Origin of the sequence: Pantoea latae, assembly GCF_002077695.1 — a bacterium.
Lineage (GTDB): Bacteria > Pseudomonadota > Gammaproteobacteria > Enterobacterales > Enterobacteriaceae > Pantoea > Pantoea latae.
Genome location: NZ_MWUE01000008.1, coordinates 206,708 through 226,936 on the forward strand (window position 1 = coordinate 206,708; position 20,229 = coordinate 226,936).

Annotated in this window: 22 protein-coding genes; 14 read left to right on the plus strand and 8 right to left on the minus strand. The window is 61.2% G+C overall.

Annotation, left to right across the window (positions count from 1 at the left end):
* Positions 1–187 precede the first annotated feature (187 nt).
* The 8 genes from B2J69_RS06455 (at position 188) to B2J69_RS06490 (ending at position 5,587) form a co-directional block, all read left to right on the plus strand.
* The gene (locus B2J69_RS06455) at positions 188–1,168 is read left to right on the plus strand and encodes a 6-phosphofructokinase (RefSeq protein WP_081137537.1); all 981 of its coding nucleotides are present in this window, start codon (positions 188–190) and stop codon (positions 1,166–1,168) included.
* Between the two features lie 10 nt (positions 1,169–1,178).
* Positions 1,179–1,493 (plus strand): PTS sugar transporter subunit IIB, encoded by a 315-nt coding sequence (locus B2J69_RS06460; RefSeq protein WP_081137538.1) that lies wholly within the window; start codon positions 1,179–1,181, stop codon positions 1,491–1,493.
* Positions 1,486–2,853 (plus strand): PTS sugar transporter subunit IIC, encoded by a 1,368-nt coding sequence (locus B2J69_RS06465; RefSeq protein WP_081137539.1) that lies wholly within the window; start codon positions 1,486–1,488, stop codon positions 2,851–2,853. The genes B2J69_RS06460 and B2J69_RS06465 overlap by 8 nt, the downstream gene beginning before the upstream one ends.
* Complete coding sequence (locus tag B2J69_RS06470) at positions 2,840–3,682, plus strand: class II fructose-bisphosphate aldolase (RefSeq protein WP_081137540.1); 843 nt, start codon at positions 2,840–2,842, stop codon at positions 3,680–3,682. The genes B2J69_RS06465 and B2J69_RS06470 overlap by 14 nt, the downstream gene beginning before the upstream one ends.
* A gap of 59 nt (positions 3,683–3,741) precedes the next feature.
* Positions 3,742–4,011 (plus strand): hypothetical protein, encoded by a 270-nt coding sequence (locus B2J69_RS06475; RefSeq protein ID WP_081137541.1) that lies wholly within the window; start codon positions 3,742–3,744, stop codon positions 4,009–4,011.
* Between the two features lie 9 nt (positions 4,012–4,020).
* The gene (locus B2J69_RS06480; protein WP_081137542.1) at positions 4,021–4,458 is read left to right on the plus strand and encodes a PTS sugar transporter subunit IIA; all 438 of its coding nucleotides are present in this window, start codon (positions 4,021–4,023) and stop codon (positions 4,456–4,458) included.
* The gene (locus tag B2J69_RS06485) at positions 4,455–5,051 is read left to right on the plus strand and encodes an AAA family ATPase (RefSeq protein WP_081137543.1); all 597 of its coding nucleotides are present in this window, start codon (positions 4,455–4,457) and stop codon (positions 5,049–5,051) included. Before B2J69_RS06480 ends, B2J69_RS06485 begins: the two co-directional genes overlap by 4 nt.
* A 107-nt stretch (positions 5,052–5,158) precedes the next feature.
* The gene (locus B2J69_RS06490) at positions 5,159–5,587 is read left to right on the plus strand and encodes a thiol-disulfide oxidoreductase DCC family protein (protein WP_081137544.1); all 429 of its coding nucleotides are present in this window, start codon (positions 5,159–5,161) and stop codon (positions 5,585–5,587) included.
* An 11-nt stretch (positions 5,588–5,598) separates the two neighbouring features.
* On the opposite strand, the gene B2J69_RS06495 is transcribed toward B2J69_RS06490, so the two are convergent.
* Positions 5,599–5,922, minus strand: coding sequence for a cupin domain-containing protein (locus B2J69_RS06495; RefSeq protein ID WP_081137545.1), 324 nt, complete (start codon positions 5,920–5,922; stop codon positions 5,599–5,601).
* A gap of 138 nt (positions 5,923–6,060) precedes the next feature.
* Between B2J69_RS06495 and B2J69_RS06500 the strand changes: the two genes are divergently transcribed.
* Entirely contained in the window at positions 6,061–6,699 is a 639-nt protein-coding gene (locus B2J69_RS06500) for an RpiB/LacA/LacB family sugar-phosphate isomerase (RefSeq protein WP_081137546.1), read from the plus strand.
* Positions 6,700–6,737: 38 nt separating this feature from the next.
* On the opposite strand, the gene B2J69_RS06505 is transcribed toward B2J69_RS06500, so the two are convergent.
* The 6 genes from B2J69_RS06505 to B2J69_RS06530 are packed head-to-tail and all read right to left on the minus strand — an operon-like array spanning position 6,738 to position 13,118.
* On the minus strand, positions 6,738–7,502 hold the full coding sequence (locus tag B2J69_RS06505; protein ID WP_081137719.1) for an ABC transporter ATP-binding protein: 765 nt from the start codon (positions 7,500–7,502) through the stop codon (positions 6,738–6,740).
* Between the two features lie 10 nt (positions 7,503–7,512).
* The gene (locus B2J69_RS06510) at positions 7,513–8,379 is read right to left on the minus strand and encodes an ABC transporter ATP-binding protein (RefSeq protein ID WP_081137717.1); all 867 of its coding nucleotides are present in this window, start codon (positions 8,377–8,379) and stop codon (positions 7,513–7,515) included.
* Positions 8,351–9,256 carry an ABC transporter permease gene (locus B2J69_RS06515; protein WP_081137547.1) on the minus strand — a complete coding sequence of 302 codons (906 nt, stop codon included), beginning with the start codon at positions 9,254–9,256 and terminating at the stop codon, positions 8,351–8,353. Before B2J69_RS06515 ends, B2J69_RS06510 begins: the two co-directional genes overlap by 29 nt.
* Positions 9,253–10,278 carry an ABC transporter permease gene (locus tag B2J69_RS06520; protein WP_081137549.1) on the minus strand — a complete coding sequence of 342 codons (1,026 nt, stop codon included), beginning with the start codon at positions 10,276–10,278 and terminating at the stop codon, positions 9,253–9,255. Before B2J69_RS06520 ends, B2J69_RS06515 begins: the two co-directional genes overlap by 4 nt.
* Entirely contained in the window at positions 10,275–11,906 is a 1,632-nt protein-coding gene (locus tag B2J69_RS06525; protein ID WP_081137551.1) for an ABC transporter substrate-binding protein, read from the minus strand. Before B2J69_RS06525 ends, B2J69_RS06520 begins: the two co-directional genes overlap by 4 nt.
* A gap of 57 nt (positions 11,907–11,963) precedes the next feature.
* Positions 11,964–13,118 carry a mandelate racemase family protein gene (locus B2J69_RS06530; RefSeq protein ID WP_081137553.1) on the minus strand — a complete coding sequence of 385 codons (1,155 nt, stop codon included), beginning with the start codon at positions 13,116–13,118 and terminating at the stop codon, positions 11,964–11,966.
* Between the two features lie 324 nt (positions 13,119–13,442).
* Between B2J69_RS06530 and B2J69_RS06535 the strand changes: the two genes are divergently transcribed.
* The 5 genes from B2J69_RS06535 (at position 13,443) to B2J69_RS06560 (ending at position 18,696) form a co-directional block, all read left to right on the plus strand.
* On the plus strand, positions 13,443–14,270 hold the full coding sequence (locus B2J69_RS06535; protein ID WP_081137555.1) for an MBL fold metallo-hydrolase: 828 nt from the start codon (positions 13,443–13,445) through the stop codon (positions 14,268–14,270).
* A gap of 99 nt (positions 14,271–14,369) precedes the next feature.
* Entirely contained in the window at positions 14,370–15,485 is a 1,116-nt protein-coding gene (locus B2J69_RS06540; RefSeq protein ID WP_081137557.1) for an ABC transporter substrate-binding protein, read from the plus strand.
* 127 nt (positions 15,486–15,612) lie between these two features.
* Positions 15,613–16,020 carry a DUF2231 domain-containing protein gene (locus B2J69_RS06545; protein WP_081137559.1) on the plus strand — a complete coding sequence of 136 codons (408 nt, stop codon included), beginning with the start codon at positions 15,613–15,615 and terminating at the stop codon, positions 16,018–16,020.
* An 11-nt stretch (positions 16,021–16,031) separates the two neighbouring features.
* Complete coding sequence (locus tag B2J69_RS06550) at positions 16,032–17,324, plus strand: PQQ-dependent sugar dehydrogenase (protein WP_081137561.1); 1,293 nt, start codon at positions 16,032–16,034, stop codon at positions 17,322–17,324.
* A 757-nt stretch (positions 17,325–18,081) separates the two neighbouring features.
* Positions 18,082–18,696, plus strand: a complete 615-nt coding sequence (locus tag B2J69_RS06560) for a glutathione S-transferase family protein (protein ID WP_081137563.1) — start codon at positions 18,082–18,084, stop codon at positions 18,694–18,696.
* Positions 18,697–18,709: 13 nt separating this feature from the next.
* Here B2J69_RS06560 and B2J69_RS06565 read toward each other — a convergent pair whose 3' ends face one another.
* Positions 18,710–20,029, minus strand: coding sequence for an MFS transporter (locus B2J69_RS06565; RefSeq protein ID WP_081137565.1), 1,320 nt, complete (start codon positions 20,027–20,029; stop codon positions 18,710–18,712).
* Between the last annotated feature and the right edge of the window lie 200 nt (positions 20,030–20,229).

The following is a 20,229-nucleotide window of genomic DNA, read 5'->3' on the forward strand; positions in this document are numbered from 1 at the left end:
TCATCAAAAAAAGCATTTTTAGCGTGATTTAATATTGTGATGATCCTCTCAAATATTGGTCTTTCAAAGGCCGTGTCAATCTTGCGCCATGCGTAATCTCTCCCTGATTTGTGATATTCGTTGCAAATTTAAAGCCCCTGCGTCGGAACAATAGCCTCAGACCGGATGACCTCAGCGAGGGGGCAGAATGCGCATTGGCATGGTGATAAGCGGCGGCGATGTCGCCGGGATTAATAATTTTATCTTTCAGGTGGCGCGACTGGCGCAGGCGGAGATGGTGTTATTTAACGGAGGCATTCCCGGCCTGCTGGAAAATCGGCATCAGGAGATAGGCTGGCGCGAGTTAATAGATTATTCCGTGGCGTCGATTCCGCTGATGCAGTCGGGCAGAACCGAAAAAAAATTAGCGCGCAGCGACTATGAGCGCATTGCCCGACAGCTTAAGGCGCTGCACGTAGAGATATTAATACTGGCGGGCGGCGATGGCTCGCTGCAATTCCTGCATATCCTGAGCGAATTTGGCGTCAACTGTTTCGGCGTTGGCATGACCATCGACAATGACGTGTTCGGCAGCGACTACACCATCGGCTTCTCCACCGCCTGCGAGCAGGTGCTGAAGGAGGTGGCGAAGCTGCGCAACACCGGCCGCGCGCTGCCGGGACGTGTCTTTATGGCAGAGCTGCTGGGCGGCTTTTGCGGCGAGCTGACGCTGCAGTCGGCGATTAAAAGCAACGCCGACTTCGCGCTGATCCCGGAGAGCCAAATCCCGGTGACGCAGCTGGCCGACCGCATCCGGGCGCGGCTGGAGGTGCAGAACAGCGTGGTGATCCTCTGCTCCGAGGGCTATACGCGCGAATATTCGCCGGGCTTCCAGGGCGCCATCGACACGCTTATCAGGCAGCTGGAGCCGCTGACCGGCGTGCGCATTCGTAAAACCATTATTGGATACGGCCTGCGTAATGGCGATCCCACCTGCGAAGAGATCTATCAGGGCGCCATTATGGCGGCGGAAGTGGTGCGTTGTATTCAGTCGGGCATGCGGAATAAAGCGGTCATTATTAACGGCAGCAATAAACCGATTCCGATTGATTTAATCAGCATGAAAAAACGTCTTGTCGATACCGAAGGGCACTATTACAAACTCGCAAAACAACTGAATATCGTCTGAGGAGAGAGCCATGCTTAAAATTTTATGTGTCTGCGGCTGCGGACTGGGGTCCAGTTTTGCCATCGAAATGAGCGCAAAGGCGGTATTAAAAAAGCTGGAAATTGACGCCGACATCGATCACACCACCATCTCGGAAGCCAACGCTTTTAAGTCCGACATTATTCTGACGCAAAAAGCCTTTGCCGACGTATTAAATGCCGACGCCACGCCGGAAGAGATGAAGCGCGTCATTGTGCTGAACCGTCTTACCGATAAAGGGGAGATTGAAGAGAAGATCCTGGCGTTTTTAAAAGATCGCAACGCAAAGGTTGTTAATCATGAATAGCGTCATTAATTTTCTGGTGAAAGATTTACTGGGGCAGGCTTCGATTCTGATCGCCTTTATTGCGCTGATCGGCCTGCTGCTGCAGCGTAAATCGGCGGGGAAAGTGGTGGAAGGCACCTTTAAAACCCTGCTGGGCTTTTTGATTATGATGGCGGGCATTAATATTATCGTCGGCGCGCTGACTTTCCTGAACACCATATTTACCCACGGCTTTGGCATGCAGGGTTATATTACGGACGTGGCGGCAATCGCCGGGCTGGCCAACCGCGAGCTGGGATCGGAAGTGGCGCTGACCCTGCTGGTGATCTTCATCGTCAATATTATTATCGCACGCGTCACGCCCTTTAAATATATCTTCCTTACCGGCCAGGCGCTGCTGTGGATGGCCACCATCGGCACCGTAATCGGCTATAAGGCGGGGCTGACCGGACTGCCGCTGATCCTGACCGGCGGCATCTTCGGCGGCGTGATGGCCGTGGTGATGCCTGCGCTGGCGCAGCCGATTGTGCGCCGCATTACCGACTCCGACGATATCGCTCTCGGCCATTTCTGCACCATCGGCTATCTGGTGCAGGCGGCGGTGGCAAAGGTGGTCGGCAAAGGCTCCCGCTCGACGGAAGACCTCAAGCTGCCGGACAACTTTAAATTCCTGCAGGACACCTACCTCGCGATGGGCATCGTTATGGTGCCGATGTACCTCATCCCGGCGCTGGCCGCCGGTCCCGCCTTTATTGCCCAGTACAGCAACGGCATGAATTATCTGATGTACGCCTTTATGCAGGCGATGCAGTTTGTCGCCGGGGTCTTCGTGCTCTACAGCGGCGTGCGACTGCTGCTCAATGAGCTGGTGCCGGCGTTTCGCGGCATCGCGATGCGGCTGGTGCCCAACGCCAGACCGGCACTCGACTGCCCGGTGCTGTTTCCCTATGCGCCGAACGCCGTCATCGTCGGCTTTCTCGCCACCACGCTCGGCTCCATCATCGGCATGATCGTCTTTCCCCTGTTCGGTTTGGCGATGATCCTGCCGGGTTTGCTGACTAACTTTTTCGCCGGCGGCGCGGCCGGGGTGTTTGGCAACGCGCTGGGCGGCCGGCGCGGCGCGATGATCGGCGGCGTGGTGCACGGCCTGTTCATTACGCTGCTGCCCGCCATTCTGGTGCCGATGCTGGAAAGCTACGGTTTTACCGGCGTGACCTTCAGCGACGCCGACGTCATCAGCACCGGCCTGGTGCTGGGCCACGCCTTCCAGGGCAACTGGCTGTTCGTCGCGCTGTTCGTGCTCTTTATTACCCTGATCGCCTGGTTTGTTAACGGAAAATCCACTAAGCCCCGTGAGGAAAAACTCCATGAATCTGTATAACTTTACCGATCTGCTGCAGGTGGCTAAACAACGCGAATTCAAAGCGCTTGGCTCCTTTAATTTGCACTGTCTGGAAATGCTGCCCGCTTTTTTTAAGGCGGCGGAAAAGACCAACAGTCCTTTAATGATCCAGATTTCCACCGGCACCGCGAAATACTTAGGCCATCGGCTGCTGGTGGATGCGATTTGTTCGCTCTCGGCGAGTAAAAATGTGCCGACCTGTCTGCATCTCGATCACTGTTCAGATTTAGAGGCGATTCAGACCGCGATCGACGCGGGATTCAGCTCGGTGATGTATGACGGCTCGCATCTGCCGATTGAGGAGAATATCGCCAATACGCGCCGCGTGATTGATATGGCGCGTCCGCACAACGTCTCGGTCGAGGCGGAGCTGGGGGCGATAGGCGGCTCGGAAGATGGCAAGGTGGTGGCGATGGAGGCGATTGCCTTCACCACCGTTGAGGATGCCCGGCGCTTTGTGCATGAAACCGGCGTCGATATGCTGGCGATCTCCATCGGCACGGTTCACGGCCTCTACACCGGCAAGGCGCATATCCAGCATCAGCGGCTGGCGGAGATCACCCGCGCCACCGCCACGCCACTGGTGCTGCACGGCGGCACCGGCGTCAGCGATGAGGATATGCGGCTGGCGGTGCGTAGCGGCATCGAGAAGGTCAATGTCGGCACCGAAATGAACGTGCAGTGGGTGGCGCGCTGTAAACAGACCTTTGAACAGGGCAAGGTCAACGACAGCGTGCGTAATTTTCTGGTGCCGGCCAACGACGCGGTGACCAACGTGCTGGTCGAGAAGATCCAGCTGTTCCGTTAATTCGCCTGATTTCCGATTAAACCAGTAATGACCCGGCGCGAGTCGGGGCAGGAGAGGCTATGTTTGGATTTATGAAAAAGTCAGCCCCCGATAAGGGCGCGGATGAAGCGGACATCGATCGTCAGGCGGCGCAGCTGAGCGCTGAAATAGGCGCGCTGGAGCAGCGGCTGGAGATGAACGCGCGCGACGGCGAGGCGCAGAAGCAACTAATGGTGGCCTATAACCGGGCGCTGAGCCTGTTCGCGAAAAGTCGACGCCATCGCGATGAGATAGATGGCCTGTTCGTCAAAATGGATGCGTTGCGCACGCTGACCCGCAAGTCGATCTGAGGAGACCTGATGAGTATTAAACAGGGTTTACAGGAGGCGGGCGCCATCCAAATCGGCGTCAGGGAAAATGACTGGCGGCAGGTGATCGCACTGGCGGCGCAGCCGCTGATCCGCGGCGGCTATGTAAAGGCCTCCTATCCCGAGGCGGTGATCGCCAATACGCTGACGCACGGCGCCTATTACGTGTTTGAGGAGGGGATCGCTATTCCCCATGCGCGGCCGGAAAGCGGCGTGGTGAAAGACTGCTTTAGCCTGCTGCTGCTGGCGGAGCCGATCTCGTTTGAGGGCAGCGACAAAGCGGACATCGTGATTATGTTCGGCGCGCGCGACAGCAACGCGCACATCGAAGAGGGCATCCGCGCCATTGTGTCGCTGCTGGATAATGAGACGACGCTGGCGCGGCTGCGCCAGGCGAACAGCGTAGCGGAGGTGATCGACATCCTATGACACGCGCGACGTATTCCAGACAGGTGGTGCTGGTGAACGGCATTCCCGCTTCCGGCAAGAGCAGCCTGACGCGCACGCTCGCCGCGCGACTCGCTCTGCCGGTGCTGACGCTCGACAGCATTAAAGAGCCGTTTATGGCGAGCTTCGCGCCGGTCGATCGACAGCGTAATCGTCAGCTGGGCTGCGCAGCCTATCAGGCGATCTGGCAGATTGTCGCCCAGGCGCCGGCTGGCTGCGTCTACCTGATCGACGCCTGGTTCGGTTTTCAGCCGAAAAGCGCGCTGGAGCAGGGGCTGGCAAGCGCAGGCGTCAGTCGGGCGCTGGAGCTGTGGATGGCGATCTCCCCTGATGAGGCGGTCGCACGCTATCAGGCGCGGCTGTCGGACCGCATGCCTGGCCATCCCGGCGCGGAATATCTGCCGGAGCTGAGGCGGCTGGCAGAGCAGGCGCAGCCGATGGGCGCTGGTCCGCTGCTGCGGGTCGACGCCTGTCAGCCGGACACAGAAGGGGCGGAACGCTGGCTGCGGCAGCAATTACTGCCGCCGCGCACCACTTTATTTGCACCCGATAACTCACTGTATCAGCAGGGATAACCCTCAACCGGCCGCCGCGCCGGTTTTTTTATCCCTTGCAATCGCTTGACGTATGAGCAGTTAATGACCGTACTTAATCATTAACCGTCATCAAAAAGGAGAGGATTATGTCACTGCCACCCTTTCTCAAACCGGGCGAAAAAGTCGTGCTCTATGACGGCGTGTGCAAAATCTGCAATGGCTGGGTTAACCTCTTGCTGCGCCTGAAGCTGTCGCGCCGCGTCCGCTTTGCGGCGGTGCAGAGCGAAGAGGGCAAGGCGCTGCTGCGCTTTGCCGGACTGCCTGATGAAAATATTCGCACCATTGTGCTGATCGACGGCGACCGTCACTGGATCCGCGCCGAGGCGATTCTGCGCGTTATGCGGCTGCTGCCTTTTCCCTGGGGTTTGCTGTCGCTGCCGGGCCTGTTTATTCCCCATTTCATCAGCAACTTTTTTTACAACCGCATCGCCCTGAACCGCTACCGGCTGTTTGGCCGCTATGACACGCAGCATCCGGTGACCTCGGATTATCCGGGGCGCTTCCTGCACGCCTGAGGCGCGGCGACTCAGGACAGAAAATCGTCACGCTGCGGGGTAAAGGTATCCAGCAGCGTGCCCGCCTCCAGGCAGAGGCAGCCGTGTACCACGTTCGGTCCCTTATACAGGGTGTCGCCCGCGCCGACTTCCTGCGTCACGCCATCGATGGTAAAGGCGAAACGTCCGCTTAACACATAGGTCAGCTGCTCATGAGGATGATGATGCAGCGGCCCGGCCGCACCTTCTTCAAAGGTGACTTCCACCGCCATCATTGCGCCGCCGTGCGCCAGCACGCGCCGCGTGACGCCGTTACCGGCTGCTTCCTGCTGAGTCTGGTTTCGGTAAACAAACATCTCTGCTCCTCCGCGATAAAAAGCGATGCGCTGTTGTTTTTGTGAAGTGACTCACACCACGGCGCGCGATTAACCCATGCACTTTAGCTGCTTTTGATTAAAATGAAACGGTGTTTCATAAATACTTAAGGGCAGATCATGAAAATCGCATTAATGATGGAAAACAGCCAGGCCGCCAAAAATGCTGTGGTGCGCAAGGAGCTGGAAAACGTGGCGCAGCCGTTAGGCCATCAGGTCTTTAACGTCGGCATGAGCGACGAACAGGATCACCATCTGACCTATATTCATCTCGGCATCATGGCCAGCGTGCTGCTCAACAGCAAGGCGGTCGATTTCGTTATCGCCGGATGCGGCACCGGACAGGGCGCACTGATGTCCCTGAACCTGCATCCAGGCGTGGTCTGCGGCTACTGCATCGATCCGGCGGACGCCTATCTTTTCGCCCAGATCAACAACGGCAACGCGCTGTCGCTGCCGTTCGCCAAAGGCTTCGGCTGGGGTGCGGAGCTGAACCTGCGCTTTATTTTTGAGAAAGCCTTCACCGGCGAAAAAGGGCTGGGCTATCCGCCGGAGCGTAAAGAGCCGCAGGTGCGCAACGCCGGCATCCTCAATCAGGTTAAAGCGGCGATGCTGAAAGAGAACTATCTCGACACGCTGCGCGCGCTGGACCCGGAGCTGGTGCGCACCGCGCTGAGCGGCCCGCGCCTGCAGCACTGTTTGTTCGAGCACGGCCAGGTGCCGGAAATCGCCGACTACGTGCGTCAGATTACCCAGTAACGCTCTCTCTGCGCGCGGCGTCTGCCGCGCGCTTCTCTTTATACCTCTCTTGCCAGCGCCGGATTGTAGTGACGGCTCGCCTCAACCAGCATGCGCGTATAGGGCATCGCCGCGCGGTCGGCCACCAGCGTCGGCACGTCCAGCGTCTCCAGCACGCGCCCCTGCTGCATCACCGCCACGCGATGACAGAGATGCGCCACCACGCCTAAATCATGGGTCACCATCAGGTAGGTGAGATTTGCCTGCTGCTGCAAGTCGCTCAGCAGGTTAAGGATCTCCGCCTGCACCGAGACGTCGAGCGCCGAGGTCGGCTCATCCAGCAGCAGCACGCGCGGCTCGAGGATCAGCGCGCGCGCAATGGCGACGCGCTGGCGCTGACCGCCGGAGAGCTGGTGGGGGTAGCGCGTCTGCCAGGCGCGATTGAGTCCGACCTTCTCCAGCATGGCGACCACGCGCGCCTGGCGCTGGCCGATACCGTGGATCAGCAGCGGCTCCTCCAGAATATCGCCAATGGTGTGGCGCGGATGCAGCGATCCGTAAGGATCCTGAAACACCATCTGCACCCGTCGACAGCGCGCGCGATTGAGGCGGCGCCCCAGCGGCTCGCCGGCGATCGCCAGCTCGCCCTGCCAGTGGGTAAACAGGCCCGCCAGACACTTCAGCACCGTGGTCTTGCCGGAGCCCGATTCGCCCACCAGACCAAAAATTTCCCCTTCGCTGACGCGCAGCGAGACAGCAGACAGCACCTGGGTTTTGGCCGCTGCTTCGCCAAAGCTGAGGTTCAGCCCCTCGACAGTGATCATGCTGCGCTCCTTATTCATATAGCCAGCTCGCCTGGCGCTGCAGCACCGGCAGACGGCTGCGACGGCGATCGATATCCGGCAGCGCCGCCAGCAGGCCCTGGGTATAGGGATGCTGCGCCCGGTCCAGATCCGCCGCCGGCAGTGATTCCACCACGCGGCCGGCGTACATCACCAGCACCCGGTCGCAGAAGCTGCGCACCAGGCTGATGTCGTGGCTGATGAAAATCAGCCCCAGCCCGCGCGCCCTGACCAGCTCATCCAGCAGCGCCAGAATTTGCAGGCGCACCGAAACGTCGAGGGCGGAGGTGGGCTCGTCGGCGATCACCAGCTCCGGCTCGGTGATCAGCATCATGGCGATCATCACGCGCTGCCCCTGGCCGCCGGAGATCTCATGGGGATAGAGCCGATAGACGCGCTCCGGCTCGCGAATGCGCACCACCTCCAGCATTTCCAGCGCGCGCCTTTTCGCCGCGGCCTTCTCGCCGCGATGGTGGCTGCGCCAGGCCTCGGCGATCTGCTCGCCGACCGGCAGCACCGGATTAAGGGAGTATTTCGGGTCCTGCATAATCATCGAGATGCGCCGGCCGCGAACCGCGCGCATCTGCGCCGGGCTGGCGCGCAGCAGATCGAGGTCGCCGAACTGCATGCGCGCCGCCTCGACGCGCGCCTTCGCCGGATGCAGCTGCAGCAGGGCGCGGCCCACGGTGGATTTGCCGGAGCCGGATTCGCCGACGATCGCCAGCTTCTCCCGGCCAAGCTGAAAGGAGACGCCGCGCACCGCCGGGGTACTGTGGCGTCCGTTAACAAAATCGACGCGCAGATCGTGCACGTCCAGCAACGGCGCGCCGTTACTCACTGCGGGGATCGAGCAGGTCACGTAGGCCATCTCCTAAGAAGTTAAACGCCAGGCTGTTGATCAGGATCGCCATGCCCGGCACGGTCACCACCCACCAGCACTCCAGCATATAGGTGCGGCCGCTGGCGATCATCGCGCCCCATTCCGGCGCGGGCGGCTGCGAGCCGAGGCCGAGAAAGCCGAGCCCGGCGGCGGTAAGGATAATGCCCGCCATATTCATGGTGATGCGGATAATCACCGAGGGCAGGCAGAGCGGCACGATATGGCGCCACAGTACGCGCAGCGGCGACGCGCCCTGCAGCCGCACGGCGGAGATAAAGTCCGCCTGACGCAGGGAGAGGGTTTCGGCGCGCGCCAGACGCGCGATGGGCGGCCAGGCGGTGAGTGTAATGGCGATCACCACATGTTCCAGCCCAGGGCCGAGCGCGGCGACGAACGCCAGCGCCAGCACCAGGCTGGGAAACGAGATAAAGATATCGGTGACGCGCATCAGCGCCGCGTCCACCTTGCCGCCGAAATAGCCAGCGGTGACGCCCAGCAGCAGCCCGATTGGGCCAACGGTGACCGACACCAGCAGCACGATATAGAGCGTAATACGCGCGCCCCACACCAGTCGGCTGAAGATATCGCGCCCAAACTCGTCGGTGCCGAACCAGTGCTGCGCGCCGGGCGGACTGAGGGCATTGTCGAGATCCTGCACCAGCGGATGATAAGGGGCGATCCACGGGGCGAACAGCGCTGTCAGGCAGAGCAGCAGCACGATGGTGCCGCCGATGGCGGTCAGCGGATTGCGGGCCATGCGCAGCAGAAAATGGCCGGCGCGCGCGGCGCAGCGCTGACAGCGCGCCAGCCGTTCGCGCGCGCGGCCGGTTGTCGGCGTATCGATCGATAGCGTCATACTTTGGTCCTCGGATCAAACACCTGATAGAGCAGGTCGGAGAGCAGATTGAGCAGCACGAAAATCAGGCCGACCACCAGCACGCAGCCCATCACCGCGTTCATATCCCCCAGCATCAGGCTGCCGGTGAGATAGGAGCCGAAGCCGGGCCAGGAGAAGACCGTCTCGATCAGCACCGCGCCCTCAAGCAGCGAACCGTAGGCGAGCGCCACCACCGTCAGCAGCTGCACCAGGATGTTGCGAAAGGCGTGCTGCCAGATCACCTGCCACTCCGTCAGCCCTTTGACGCGCGCCGTCAGGATGAACTCCTGCGACAGCTGCGCCAGCATAAAGCTGCGCGTCATGCGGCTGATGTAGGCGAGAGAGTGAAAGCCGAGCAGCGAGGCGGGCAGCACCAGATGATTAAGCGCGTTCCAGAACACCGTGCCGTTGCCCGCCAGCAGGGCGTCCACCAGCATCAGGCCGGTGCGGCGCGGCACCACGCCGTCGAGGCTGAAATCGATGCGCCCCGCGCCGCCGACCCAGCCGAGATGCGCATAGAAGAGCAGCAGACCGACCATGCCGACCCAGAAGATCGGTGTCGAGTAGCCCGCCAGGCTGACCACGCGCACCGCATAATCGATCGCGCCGTTGCGCCGCGCCGCGGCGATAACGCCGAGCGGCACGCCGAGCCCGGCGCCGATCACGATCGCCAGCGTCGCCAGCTCCAGCGTGGCGGGGAAGACGCGCAGAATATCCTGACTGACGGGCTGGCCGGTGAGCAGCGCATGGCCGAGATCGCCGTGCAGCAGGCCATTCAGATAGATGCCAAACTGTGCCCACAGCGGCTTGTCGAAGCCGAGCTGATGATAAACCTGCTGATAAGTGGCGTGATCGGCGTCCGGGCCGACGATCGCCAGCACCGGATCGAGCGGCATCACGCGGCCGATAAAAAAGGTGAGCAGCAGCAGGCCGAACAGAGTGATAAAGACCTGGGTGGCGCGCCTGCTGACGCGGCGCAGCTGGGGAAGAGCGGCGATCATGGCGTGCCTCCTGCCAGGCTTTCTGGCGTTTTCCATACGTCGCGCAGGAACGTGGTGGCGGACGGATGCGGCTGATAGGCCTGGACGCGATTGTTGACCACCACGGAGTCGACCATCTGTGAAATCGGCATCAGCGCCGGGATCAGCTGGTCATAGCGCTGCTGGATGGCGAAATAGGCCTGCTGCTGCTTCGCGGCGTCGCGCTCCGTCAGCGCCTGGTCGATCATGCGGTTGAGCTGCGCGTCATAGAAGCTGGTGCGCCAGCCCTGAAAGTTGGTCAGCCGCGCGCTGTCGGCGTTGTCGGGGTTGTAGACCAGCGAGCGCAGGCTGGAGTGGGGATGCGGTTCGACGCCGCTACCGCCGCGCCCCACCAGCAGGCCGAACTGCCGATCGCGCATCGCGCCGTAAATCTGGTTGCCGGTGCCGGTGATAATGCGCGCGCGGATCCCCGCCTGCATCAGCGTCGACTGAATGGCGATGGCGACGTTAAGAAACGGCTGATCCGCCAGCACGCGCAGCGTGGTGTCGAAGCCATCAGGATAGCCCGCCTCCGCCAGCAGCGCGCGGGCGCGTGCAATGTCGAGCCGATAGCCGGGATCGGGCAGCGTCGCCGGCATGCCGGACTGGATAGGACGCTGATGCAGCACGCCGTAGCCCGCCATCAGGGTTTTGTTGATGCCCTGATAGTCCACCAGATAGCGCAGCGCTTCGCGCACCTTCGGGTTGGCGAAATGGGCGTCCTTCATGCTCATCGCCAGGTAGTAGATCGTGCCGCGCTGCACGCTGTCGATGCTCAGGTCGGGATCGTCGCGCAGGGCGCGCACGTCCGGGATCGCCATATTGCTGGCGATATCGAGGTCGCCTTTCTCCATCATCAGGCGCAGGGTCTGTGACTCCTGCAGATGACGGAACACCACGCGTTGCATTTTTGCCGCGCCGCGCCAGTAGTCCGGCGCGCGGCTCATGGTCAGCACATCTTTCGCCTGCCAGCCGTCAAGCCGGAACGGGCCGGAGCCCGCCGCATGGGTGGTGAGCCAGCGGTTGCCCCAGTCGTTGTTGACCGCGTGCGCCTGCACGGTCTTGCTGTCGAGCACCACCATGCTGCCGAGCGCGGCGAGGGAATAGAGCACCAGATGGGGATCGTTGGGCTTCGGCAGGCGGATCACCAGGGTGCGCGCGTCGGGGGCGACGATCGCCTGGTCGACGTTGGCTTTACTGAAGCCGTAGGATTTCCACACCGACGCCTGCGCCAGGTTGAGATGCAGCACGCGACGCATCGACCAGAGCGCGTCGGCGCTGGTCAGCGCGTTGCCGGAGTGAAAGCGCACGCCGTCGCGCAGCCTGAAGGTGAGCGTGCTGTTGTCGGGGCTGATATCCCAGCTCTCCGCCAGCGCAGGCCGCACGTGGGTCAGCTGCTGCGGATCCAGCTCCACCAGCCCGTCGTAGAGATTGACCACCATGCCGACCACCTCGTTGCCGGTCATAGCGGCGGGATCGAGCGTGAGCAGATTATTCATATTCATGCCGACGATCAGCTGGTCGTCAGGCGTATTCGCCTGGAGCGACGCGCTGCTCGCCAGCAGCAGCAGCGTGGCGAGCCACGCGCCGCAGCGGGTGCGGATAGTCATAAAGTAAGTCCAGCAGGTCAGAGGTTTATAGTTGTTTGCTGTACTTCTCTCTCAGCGTTACCAGCGGTTCAGGGTATGGGTCTCAATCCAGCTGAAATTAATGTCTTCGCCGAGGCCGGGTCGCGTCGGCAGCTGCACATAGCCCGCGTCGTCCATCGGATCGATCAGGCTGTTCAGGTAGGCGGGCGGCTGCTCATAGTCGAGGAACGGATGCAGCAGGCCGCGCTCGTACCAGCGGCAGTTGCGGATCGCCCCAACCACCGCCAGGCTGGCCGCGCCGTTGCCATGCACCTCGCAGTCCATGCCGAACGCCTCCGCCAGGCTGGCGACCTTCATGGTGGCGCCGATGCCGCCGACGCCGTTGGCTCCGGCGCGCAGAATGTCACAGGCCCCGGCGCGCACCCAGTCGGCGCGGCTGTGATGTTTGCCGCCGAGACTCTCCGGCCCCAGCACGTCGATGCTGAGGTTCTCCGCCAGCCAGGCATAGGAGGCCATGCTCTCTTCCTCCATCGGCTCTTCGAACCAGCTGAAGTTAAGCTTCTCCAGCGCCTTGCCGATGGTGAGCGCCTCGCTGCGGCTATACCAGTGGTAGCCGTCGAGCATCAGGGCGATATCGGGGCCCACCGCTTCGCGCACCGCGGCGCACGCCTTGATATCCATCTGCGGGCTGGGCGCAAATGCCACCGGCGGCATCCAGGTGTGTAGCTTGATCGCTTTATAGCCGCGCGCCACCAGTTTCTCCGCGAAGCGCGCATAGTCGTCCGGCGTCGACAATCCGCCGGGCAGCTCGTCGCCGCACATGGTGCTGCCGTAGGCGGGCACCCGTTCGCGATAGCCGCCGAGCAGCTTGTGCACCGGCTGCTGCAGCCGACGGCCAATCAGATCCCACAGCGCCTGCTCCACGGCGGACAGGGCGCGCTCGGTGAGCTGATGCGCGCTGCCGCGCTGCCAGTGCGCCAGATCCTGCCACAGCCGCTCGCGATCCATGGCGTTCTGCCCGATCAGCACCTTGCGGAAAAAGGCGTTGACCACATGCGGGCGGATCACCTCCGGCGGCGCAAAGGCGTAACCGCTGTGACCCTCCTCGGTGGTCAGGGTCAGCAGCGCCATCTGCGCCTCGGTTTCGTCGCCGGGATGAGAGTGTCCGGCGCTGTCGGCATGACGTCGGCTGGGATAGGTAAACTGGGTGACCTCAATGGCGCTGATCTTCACGGCACAGGCTCCTTATGCGGCTGCTGCTGCTATTGTGAAATAAAAGTAAAACGGCGTTTCATTTCGTAATCTAGCGTTCACAGATTGTTTACGCATTAGCCAAAGCGGGGTAAATGCAGCCGCATATTTGGGCAGCCGCACAGCCTGATGTGAACAGATTCACGAAGAGTGGTGGATTTGTGAGCGAGGCCGCAGTGAAAAACTTCCCCATTGATTGTGCCGCTCACGCTTGCAGATGCGGCAGGGCTGACCATTATTGGTTACATCACCCGTTCATCATTAACCGGCTCTTTCGCCGCGACGGCGAAAGGCAAGGAGAAGACAATGCGCGTTCATCATCTTAACTGCGGCTGTATGTGTCCCTTCGGCGGCGCGCTCTATGACGGATTCAGCCGCTCGCCGCTGGCGCACCTCAGCTGCCACTGCCTGCTGCTGGAAACCGACGCCCACGGGCTGGTGCTGGTGGATACCGGCATTGGCCTGCAGGATATGGCGCGTCCCGGCCAGCGCCTGTCGGGTTTTTTCCGGCTGTTCAACAATATTCAGTTCGACCGCAGGCTCAGCGCCTGGCAGCAGATCGTCGATCTCGGCTTTAAGCCGGAGGATGTGCGCCATATTATCCTGACGCATCTCGACTTCGATCACGCGGGCGGCATCAGCGACTTTCCTCAGGCGCGCGTGCATCTGCTGCAGCGAGAGCTGGAGACCGCGCCGCAGCGCCAGAGCTGGCTACAGCGGCAGCGTTTTCGTCCCCAGCAGTGGGGCAACCACAGCGGCTGGCGCGGCTACGCCGCCGGCGGGGAGCGCTGGTTCGGCTTTGACGCGGTGCGGGCGCTCGACGATCTCAACGACGAGGTGCTGCTGGTGCCGCTGCCGGGCCATACGCTCGGCCACGCGGGCGTGGCGGTACGGCAGGGCGACGGCTGGCTGCTGCACGGCGGTGACGCCTGGTTTTATCGTGAGGAGATGCGGCAGGCGGAACGCCACTGCACGCCTGGCCTGCGCTTCTACCAGTGGATGATGTGCAGCGATCGCGAGGCCTGGCGCACCAATCAGCAGCGGCTACGCGCGCTCTCGCTGCAGGCCGACGCGAAGGTGACGCTGTTTTGCAGCCACGACCGGCGCGAGCTGGGACTGCTTGACCACCGGTAAAAACATTTTTCGCTGCCTCTTCTCCTTTAACCCATTTTGCGTGATAGTAACGGCGCTTTACATTAATAATTCTCATTATCATTTGTATGGGTTAATTCAATGAAAAAATGGATGTTAGCGCTGGGGTTGCTGTGCATAGCGGGAACGGCTGCGGCCAAAACCATCACCGACGTGGCGGGCCGCCAGGTAGAGGTCGCCGCGGAATCGAAACGCATTATTCTGGGCGAGGGGCGGCAGATCTATCTGCTGGCGGCGTTCGACACCGAGGCGCCGTTTCAGCGCGTGGTGGGCTGGCGCGACGATTTTCACAAAGCGGACTGGGACGGCTATCAGGCTTATGAAAGACGTTATCCGCAGATCAAGACGCTGCCGACCTTCGGCGGCGCCAAAGACGGCACCTTTAACGTCGAGCAGGCGCTGACCCTGAAGCCCGATCTGGTGCTGATGAATCTGGAGTCGAAAGCGGCGACCGACGAAGGCAAGTTGATTGAGAAGCTGCAGGCGGTTGGCATTCCGGTGGTGTTTATTGACTTCCGCGAAGCGCCGATGGTTAACGCGGAAAAAAGCATCCGCATGATGGGCGAGCTGCTGAATAAGCCCGCGCGCGCAGAGGCGATTATCGATTTCCGCCGCCAGCAGATCGCGCGCGTCACCGCGCGGCTAAACGATTTTCACGGTCCGCGCCCGAAGGTGATGATCGACCGCGCTGGCGGCTACACCGATGAGTGCTGCATGTCGTTCGGCAATGAAAACTTCGGTCAGATGGTGGAGATCGCCGGCGGCAGCAACATCGCGAAGGATCTGATCCCTGGCACTTTCGGCACCCTCAACCCGGAGCAGATTATCGCCAGCCAGCCTGATGTGGTGGTGGTGACCGGCGCCAACTGGAAAAACTACAACACCGTGGGCAAGTGGGTCGGCGTCGGGCCTGGCGCCGACGTGAAGCAAGCCGAAGCGCGCCTGAAGCGGCTAATGATGCGCGACGCCTTTAAAACCCTGCCGGTGGCGCACAACGGCCACGCGCACGCCATCTGGCATCAGTTCTACGACAGCCCTTATCAGTTCGTCGCCATTCAGGCGCTGGCGAAGTGGCTGCATCCCGATCTCTTCGCCGATCTCGATCCCGACGCCACCTTCCGTGAATTTCATGAGAAGTTTTTACCGCTGCCTTATCAGCCGGGCTACTGGGTCACCCTGCCGGCGGACAAGGGCTGACGGTCAGGCTGCGGCAGGGACGCCGCATCCTGTGCGGAAACTTTCCGCACATTTTCTTCATATTTACTAATATTTTACAGGCGCGGCGCATTTATGCGCTGAGACGCTCAATAATATGGAGATGATAATGACCAGAACCTCGGGACGATCGGCTTTCGCCGTGGCGCTTTACACGCTGTTTGAACCTGTGCCGCTCGGTTTTTTCGTGGCGGCATGGATCTTCGACATTATTTACCTGAACAGTTTTGTCGTGGAGTGGACGCACGCCGCCAGCTGGCTGATCGCCATCGGGCTGGTTATCGCCATTATTCCGCGTCTTATCGCCCTGATCGCCTTGTTTCGCGGCCCTGACCGCGCAGAGAAGGTGCATTTCTGGCTCACGCTGCTGGCGATCGTGCTGGCGATCCTGAATGCCTTTGTTCACAGCCGCGACGCTTACGCCGTGGTGCCGTCCGGCGTGATCCTGTCGACCATCGTGGTGGTGCTGATGCTGATCGCCAATGTTCAACTCGCGCTGCGTCAGCGCACGGCTTAAGGAGAAGCACCATGAAAAAGCAAACGCTTATTGCCCTGGCGCTGACCGCGCTGCTGGCCGGCTGCGACAGCGGCGCGCAGCTCGACCCGCAGAAGCAGACTGGCCCCAACCCGGAACTGCCGGAAGCGAAAAACTTCTTTATGCCGCCGATGCAGGTGCCAGAAGGGGTGCCGTGGAAGCAGGGCGAGATGCCGAAGGTGGCGCAGGGGCTGAAGATTGAGAAGATCGCCGAGAATCTCAAGCATCCGCGTCAGGTGCTGACGCTGCCGAACGGCGACGTGCTGGTGGCGGAGTCCAACGGCCCGGCCAAGCCCACCACGCGGCCCAAGCAGCTGATTATGGGCATCGTGCAGAAAGCTTCTGGCAAAGGGGGCGAGGGCGGCAACCGCATTACGTTGCTGCGCAACGTCAACGGCAAATGGGAGCAGCACACCTTTATCGAAAACCTCTTTTCCCCCTTCGGCATGCAGCTGATCGGCAATACGCTCTATGTTGCCAACGCCGACAGCCTGGTGAAGTTTCCCTATCAGGAAGGGCAAACCGAGATCCGCACGCCGCCGCAGTGGGTGACCGATCTGCCAGGCGGCCCGATTAACCACCACTGGACCAAATCGCTGGTGGCCAGTCCCGACGGCAGCAAGCTTTATGTCGGCATCGGCTCTAACAGCAATATCACGGAAAACGGCATCGGCGCCGAATACCATCGCGCCGCGGTGCTGGAAGTGGACGCCGCCACCGGCGCGACGCGTCTTTACGCCACCGGTCTGCGCAACCCGACCGGCCTGCAGTTTGAGCCGCAGAGCAACCGGCTGTGGGCCATCGTCAACGAGCGCGACGAGATTGGCTCCGATCTGGTGCCGGACTATATGACCTCGGTGCAGGAGAACGGCTTCTACGGCTGGCCCTATAGCTATTACGGTCAGCATGTGGATACGCGCGCGCAGCCGCAGCGTCCCGATCTGGTCGAGAAGGCGATTAAGCCGGACTACGCCCTCAGCTCGCACGTCGCGCCGCTGGGGCTGCTTTTCTACCAGGCGGAGAATATGCCGCAGTATCGCGGCGGCGCCTTTATCAGCGAGCACGGCAGCTGGAACCGCACGCCGCTTAACGGCTATCAGGTGGTGTGGGTGAAATTTGAGAACGGCAAGCCGGTCGGATTGCCGCAGCCGGTGGTCACGGGATTCCTCACCGACGACCAGAAGCAGGTGCGCGGCTTGCCGGTCGGGCTGGCGGCGGATCGCCAGGGCGCGCTGCTGATTGCGGATGACGCCGGCAACACGGTGTGGCGCGTCAGCGCGCAGTAGCGGATCGCAGGCATAAAAAAAGGATTTGGCGTCATGGCCAAATCCTTTCTTTTTTTGTTCGCTTAACGGCTGGTGACCGCGCCACGAACGAGGTGCTCAGCACTCTCCACATCTGCGATTCTAAATAGCGCGGAGAAATATTTCAAGTTTCGGCAAAATACTGTATGGTTATACAGGTGTTGAGCGCAAAGCTGAGCCGACTTGCTGACTGGCCGCTCCCAGGGGCACGGTTTTGAAAATCCCGGCAGGCATCAGGTGGTGCTGGCCTGTGGCTTTAGCAACGAGTGCCGCTCAGCGCTCTCCACAAGATGTGCTTAGGCGCCCGGCGGGTAGAGTCAAAGCCTCGGTAGCCGAACAGCGCGCTCCTGGTAAAGGAGAAGGAAAGTGATGGAACTGATTAGATTGCTCCTGGATCTCGTCCGGGTCATCTTGCAGATCATCGTTGCCCTTTTGCAACTGACCGGCCAGGATCACTAGCCGGAACTTGAATAAAGGCGGAGCTAACCACTCCGCCTTTTTTCGTGGTCTCGCCCCCTTGCTGTCTTTTGCCTGTCATCTCTGCCCGTTACCGTCAGTGCTGATTCCGGCGCGCCTGATGCGTCGCTTATCCAGATATCCGACCAGACGAGGCCTCTATGTCTTTGCACGCTCTCTCTTCCGCCCCACTGCAGCAGACGGTTATCCACGACATCGAGCGCTTCTGCGAACGCCACGGCTGACTACACTTATTCGGTCACAACCCGAACAGGAGAAGGCTATGTTCACGCTCTACGGCGCGCCGGGATGGGGATCGGCAATTAGCGAACTGATGCTTTGCCTCTGCGATGAACCCTATCGCTGGGTGGATGTCTCTGGCTTCGACCAGCCAGGCGAGGCTCGCGATCGGCTGCTGGCGCTTAATCCGCTGGGCCAGGTGCCGACCCTGCAGCACGAGGATGGCCGAGTGTTAACGGAGAGCGCCGCCATTGCGCTACTGCTGGCGGATCGCCATCCTGCGCTGATCCCGTCGGCTGGCGATCCGCAGCGCGAGCGCTTTTATCACTGGCTGGTCTGGCTGGTGGCGAATATTTATCCCACCTTTACGCTCGGCGACTATCCGCAGCGCTGGACGACCGCCGGTGCGCAGGAGCTGCGCCAGCGCGCCAGCGCCCATCGCGAACAGGGGTATCGCTGGCTCGAATCGCAGATCGGCGATGGCGAGTATCTGCTCGGCGATAACATCACGCTGCTTGATGCTTATCTGCCGGTGCTGGTGCGCTGGCAACCGCGTGAAGCCTGGTTTCAGGTAAATACCCCGAAGCTGTGGGCGATTGCTCAGCGCGTGAAAGCGCGAGAAGCGCTGCAAACCGTGGTGGCGCGCAATGAGCTGTAGGCGCGCGCTGCGGCTACAACGCGCTCTGCGCCACGCCGGACGCGCGCTGCGGCTGCAGACGTTTCTCGGGCTGCAGCAGGGTCATCGCCAGCATACTGCCCAGCGCAATCACGGCGGTGACGGTAAACATCGCGTTGTAGCCGTAATACTCCGCCAGCCAGCCGCACAGCATCGGCGAGATAATCGAGGCGAGATTGGCGATCGCCAGCGTCATGCCGCTAAAGGCGCCTACAGAGGCTTTCGGCGTCACGTCGATCACCACCGACCAGTAAACGTTATTGACCATCGCGTTGAGCGCGTTGCCTAACGTCATCAGCGCAATAATCGCCGCGGCCGATCCAGCGTAGGGGATGGCCATAAAACAGCAGGCGGTGCCGAGCAGCGTCACGGCGGCAAAGCCGTTGCGCGCCACGCGCAGGTTGCTGAAGCGCGCCAGCAGACGATCGGCGATGCGGCCGCCGAGCAGCACGGTAAGACAGGCGCCGCTCCAGGGGATCATCGCCACATACCAGAGTGAATGCAGGTCGTAATGAAAGTTGTCCTGCAGGTATTTCGGCAGCCAGGTCACCAGCGTAAAGGTGATATAGAGGAAGGAGAAGTAGCCCAGCGCGTTGCACACCAGCGTTCTGCTGGTGAAGAAGCGCCACCAGGGCAGCGGCGCCTCGTCGTGCGCCTCCTGCCGCTGCCCGTTGCGGATCAGCGCGCGCTCTGCCGCGTTGGCGGCGGGCTGTTGTTCAGGGAGGTCGCTGAAGCGGCGCGCAAACAGCAGCATCGCCAGTAGCGAGAAACAGCCCAACAGGATAAACATCATGCGCCAGTCATGGGTCAGCAGCAGCAGCCCGACCGCAATCGGCGCAGTCAGCAGCGAGCCGACCTGCGTCGACAGCAGACCAATGCTCAGCGCAAAGCCGCGCTCGCGGTCCGGCGCCCAGTGGGCGATCGCCTTGTTCATCAGCGCGTAGGCCGGGCCTTCAGAGACGCCGAACAGAATGCGCAGAGCAGCGAAGCCCATAATCGCCGAGCCGCCAAACAGCGCGACGCCTAAATCGCCCGCCCAGGCGGTGGCAATCTCCAGTAAAGACCAGAGCACGCCCGCCATCAGCCACACCTTTCGGGTGCCAAGACGATCCGCCAGGAACCCGCCGCACAGCGAACCAAAGAGATAGCCGAAGCCAAAATAGCCCAGCACCGCGCCCAGCTGCACTTTGCTGAAGTGGTACTCCTGCGAGATGGCGTTAGCGGCAAACGACAGCGCGCCGCGATCGATGTAGTTGATCAGCGCGACAAGGAATAACAGTGAAAAAATAACGTAACGATAGCGACTCGGCTGCATACGGCTTCTCCTGCAAGATGATGGTCAGTAACCGAGAAGCAAGAGTGGTGCCAGAAGAGAATAAGGGCGCGTTTAACCGGGCATTGGCCCCACGCGTGGCAGAAATAAGCAGGCTAATGGTTCGCTTGCGCATCATTAAGGTGCAGCGGCGCCGGTGAAAGTGACATAAATGTGGCGTCATTCTCGGCGGCTTGAACAAA

Coding starts and splice junctions, on each gene's coding strand:
- B2J69_RS06480 (WP_081137542.1), top strand. CDS start 4,021: ATGAGTATTAAACAGGGTTTACAGGAGGCGGGCGCCATCCAAATCGGC.
- B2J69_RS06560 (WP_081137563.1), top strand. CDS start 18,082: ATGTTCACGCTCTACGGCGCGCCGGGATGGGGATCGGCAATTAGCGAA.
- B2J69_RS06550 (WP_081137561.1), top strand. CDS start 16,032: ATGAAAAAGCAAACGCTTATTGCCCTGGCGCTGACCGCGCTGCTGGCC.
- B2J69_RS06475 (WP_081137541.1), top strand. CDS start 3,742: ATGTTTGGATTTATGAAAAAGTCAGCCCCCGATAAGGGCGCGGATGAA.
- B2J69_RS06500 (WP_081137546.1), top strand. CDS start 6,061: ATGAAAATCGCATTAATGATGGAAAACAGCCAGGCCGCCAAAAATGCT.
- B2J69_RS06485 (WP_081137543.1), top strand. CDS start 4,455: ATGACACGCGCGACGTATTCCAGACAGGTGGTGCTGGTGAACGGCATT.
- B2J69_RS06455 (WP_081137537.1), top strand. CDS start 188: ATGCGCATTGGCATGGTGATAAGCGGCGGCGATGTCGCCGGGATTAAT.
- B2J69_RS06470 (WP_081137540.1), top strand. CDS start 2,840: ATGAATCTGTATAACTTTACCGATCTGCTGCAGGTGGCTAAACAACGC.
- B2J69_RS06565 (WP_081137565.1), bottom strand. CDS start 20,029: ATGCAGCCGAGTCGCTATCGTTACGTTATTTTTTCACTGTTATTCCTT.
- B2J69_RS06460 (WP_081137538.1), top strand. CDS start 1,179: ATGCTTAAAATTTTATGTGTCTGCGGCTGCGGACTGGGGTCCAGTTTT.
- B2J69_RS06540 (WP_081137557.1), top strand. CDS start 14,370: ATGAAAAAATGGATGTTAGCGCTGGGGTTGCTGTGCATAGCGGGAACG.
- B2J69_RS06545 (WP_081137559.1), top strand. CDS start 15,613: ATGACCAGAACCTCGGGACGATCGGCTTTCGCCGTGGCGCTTTACACG.
- B2J69_RS06490 (WP_081137544.1), top strand. CDS start 5,159: ATGTCACTGCCACCCTTTCTCAAACCGGGCGAAAAAGTCGTGCTCTAT.
- B2J69_RS06515 (WP_081137547.1), bottom strand. CDS start 9,256: ATGACGCTATCGATCGATACGCCGACAACCGGCCGCGCGCGCGAACGG.
- B2J69_RS06525 (WP_081137551.1), bottom strand. CDS start 11,906: ATGACTATCCGCACCCGCTGCGGCGCGTGGCTCGCCACGCTGCTGCTG.
- B2J69_RS06520 (WP_081137549.1), bottom strand. CDS start 10,278: ATGATCGCCGCTCTTCCCCAGCTGCGCCGCGTCAGCAGGCGCGCCACC.
- B2J69_RS06465 (WP_081137539.1), top strand. CDS start 1,486: ATGAATAGCGTCATTAATTTTCTGGTGAAAGATTTACTGGGGCAGGCT.
- B2J69_RS06535 (WP_081137555.1), top strand. CDS start 13,443: ATGCGCGTTCATCATCTTAACTGCGGCTGTATGTGTCCCTTCGGCGGC.
- B2J69_RS06505 (WP_081137719.1), bottom strand. CDS start 7,502: ATGATCACTGTCGAGGGGCTGAACCTCAGCTTTGGCGAAGCAGCGGCC.
- B2J69_RS06495 (WP_081137545.1), bottom strand. CDS start 5,922: ATGTTTGTTTACCGAAACCAGACTCAGCAGGAAGCAGCCGGTAACGGC.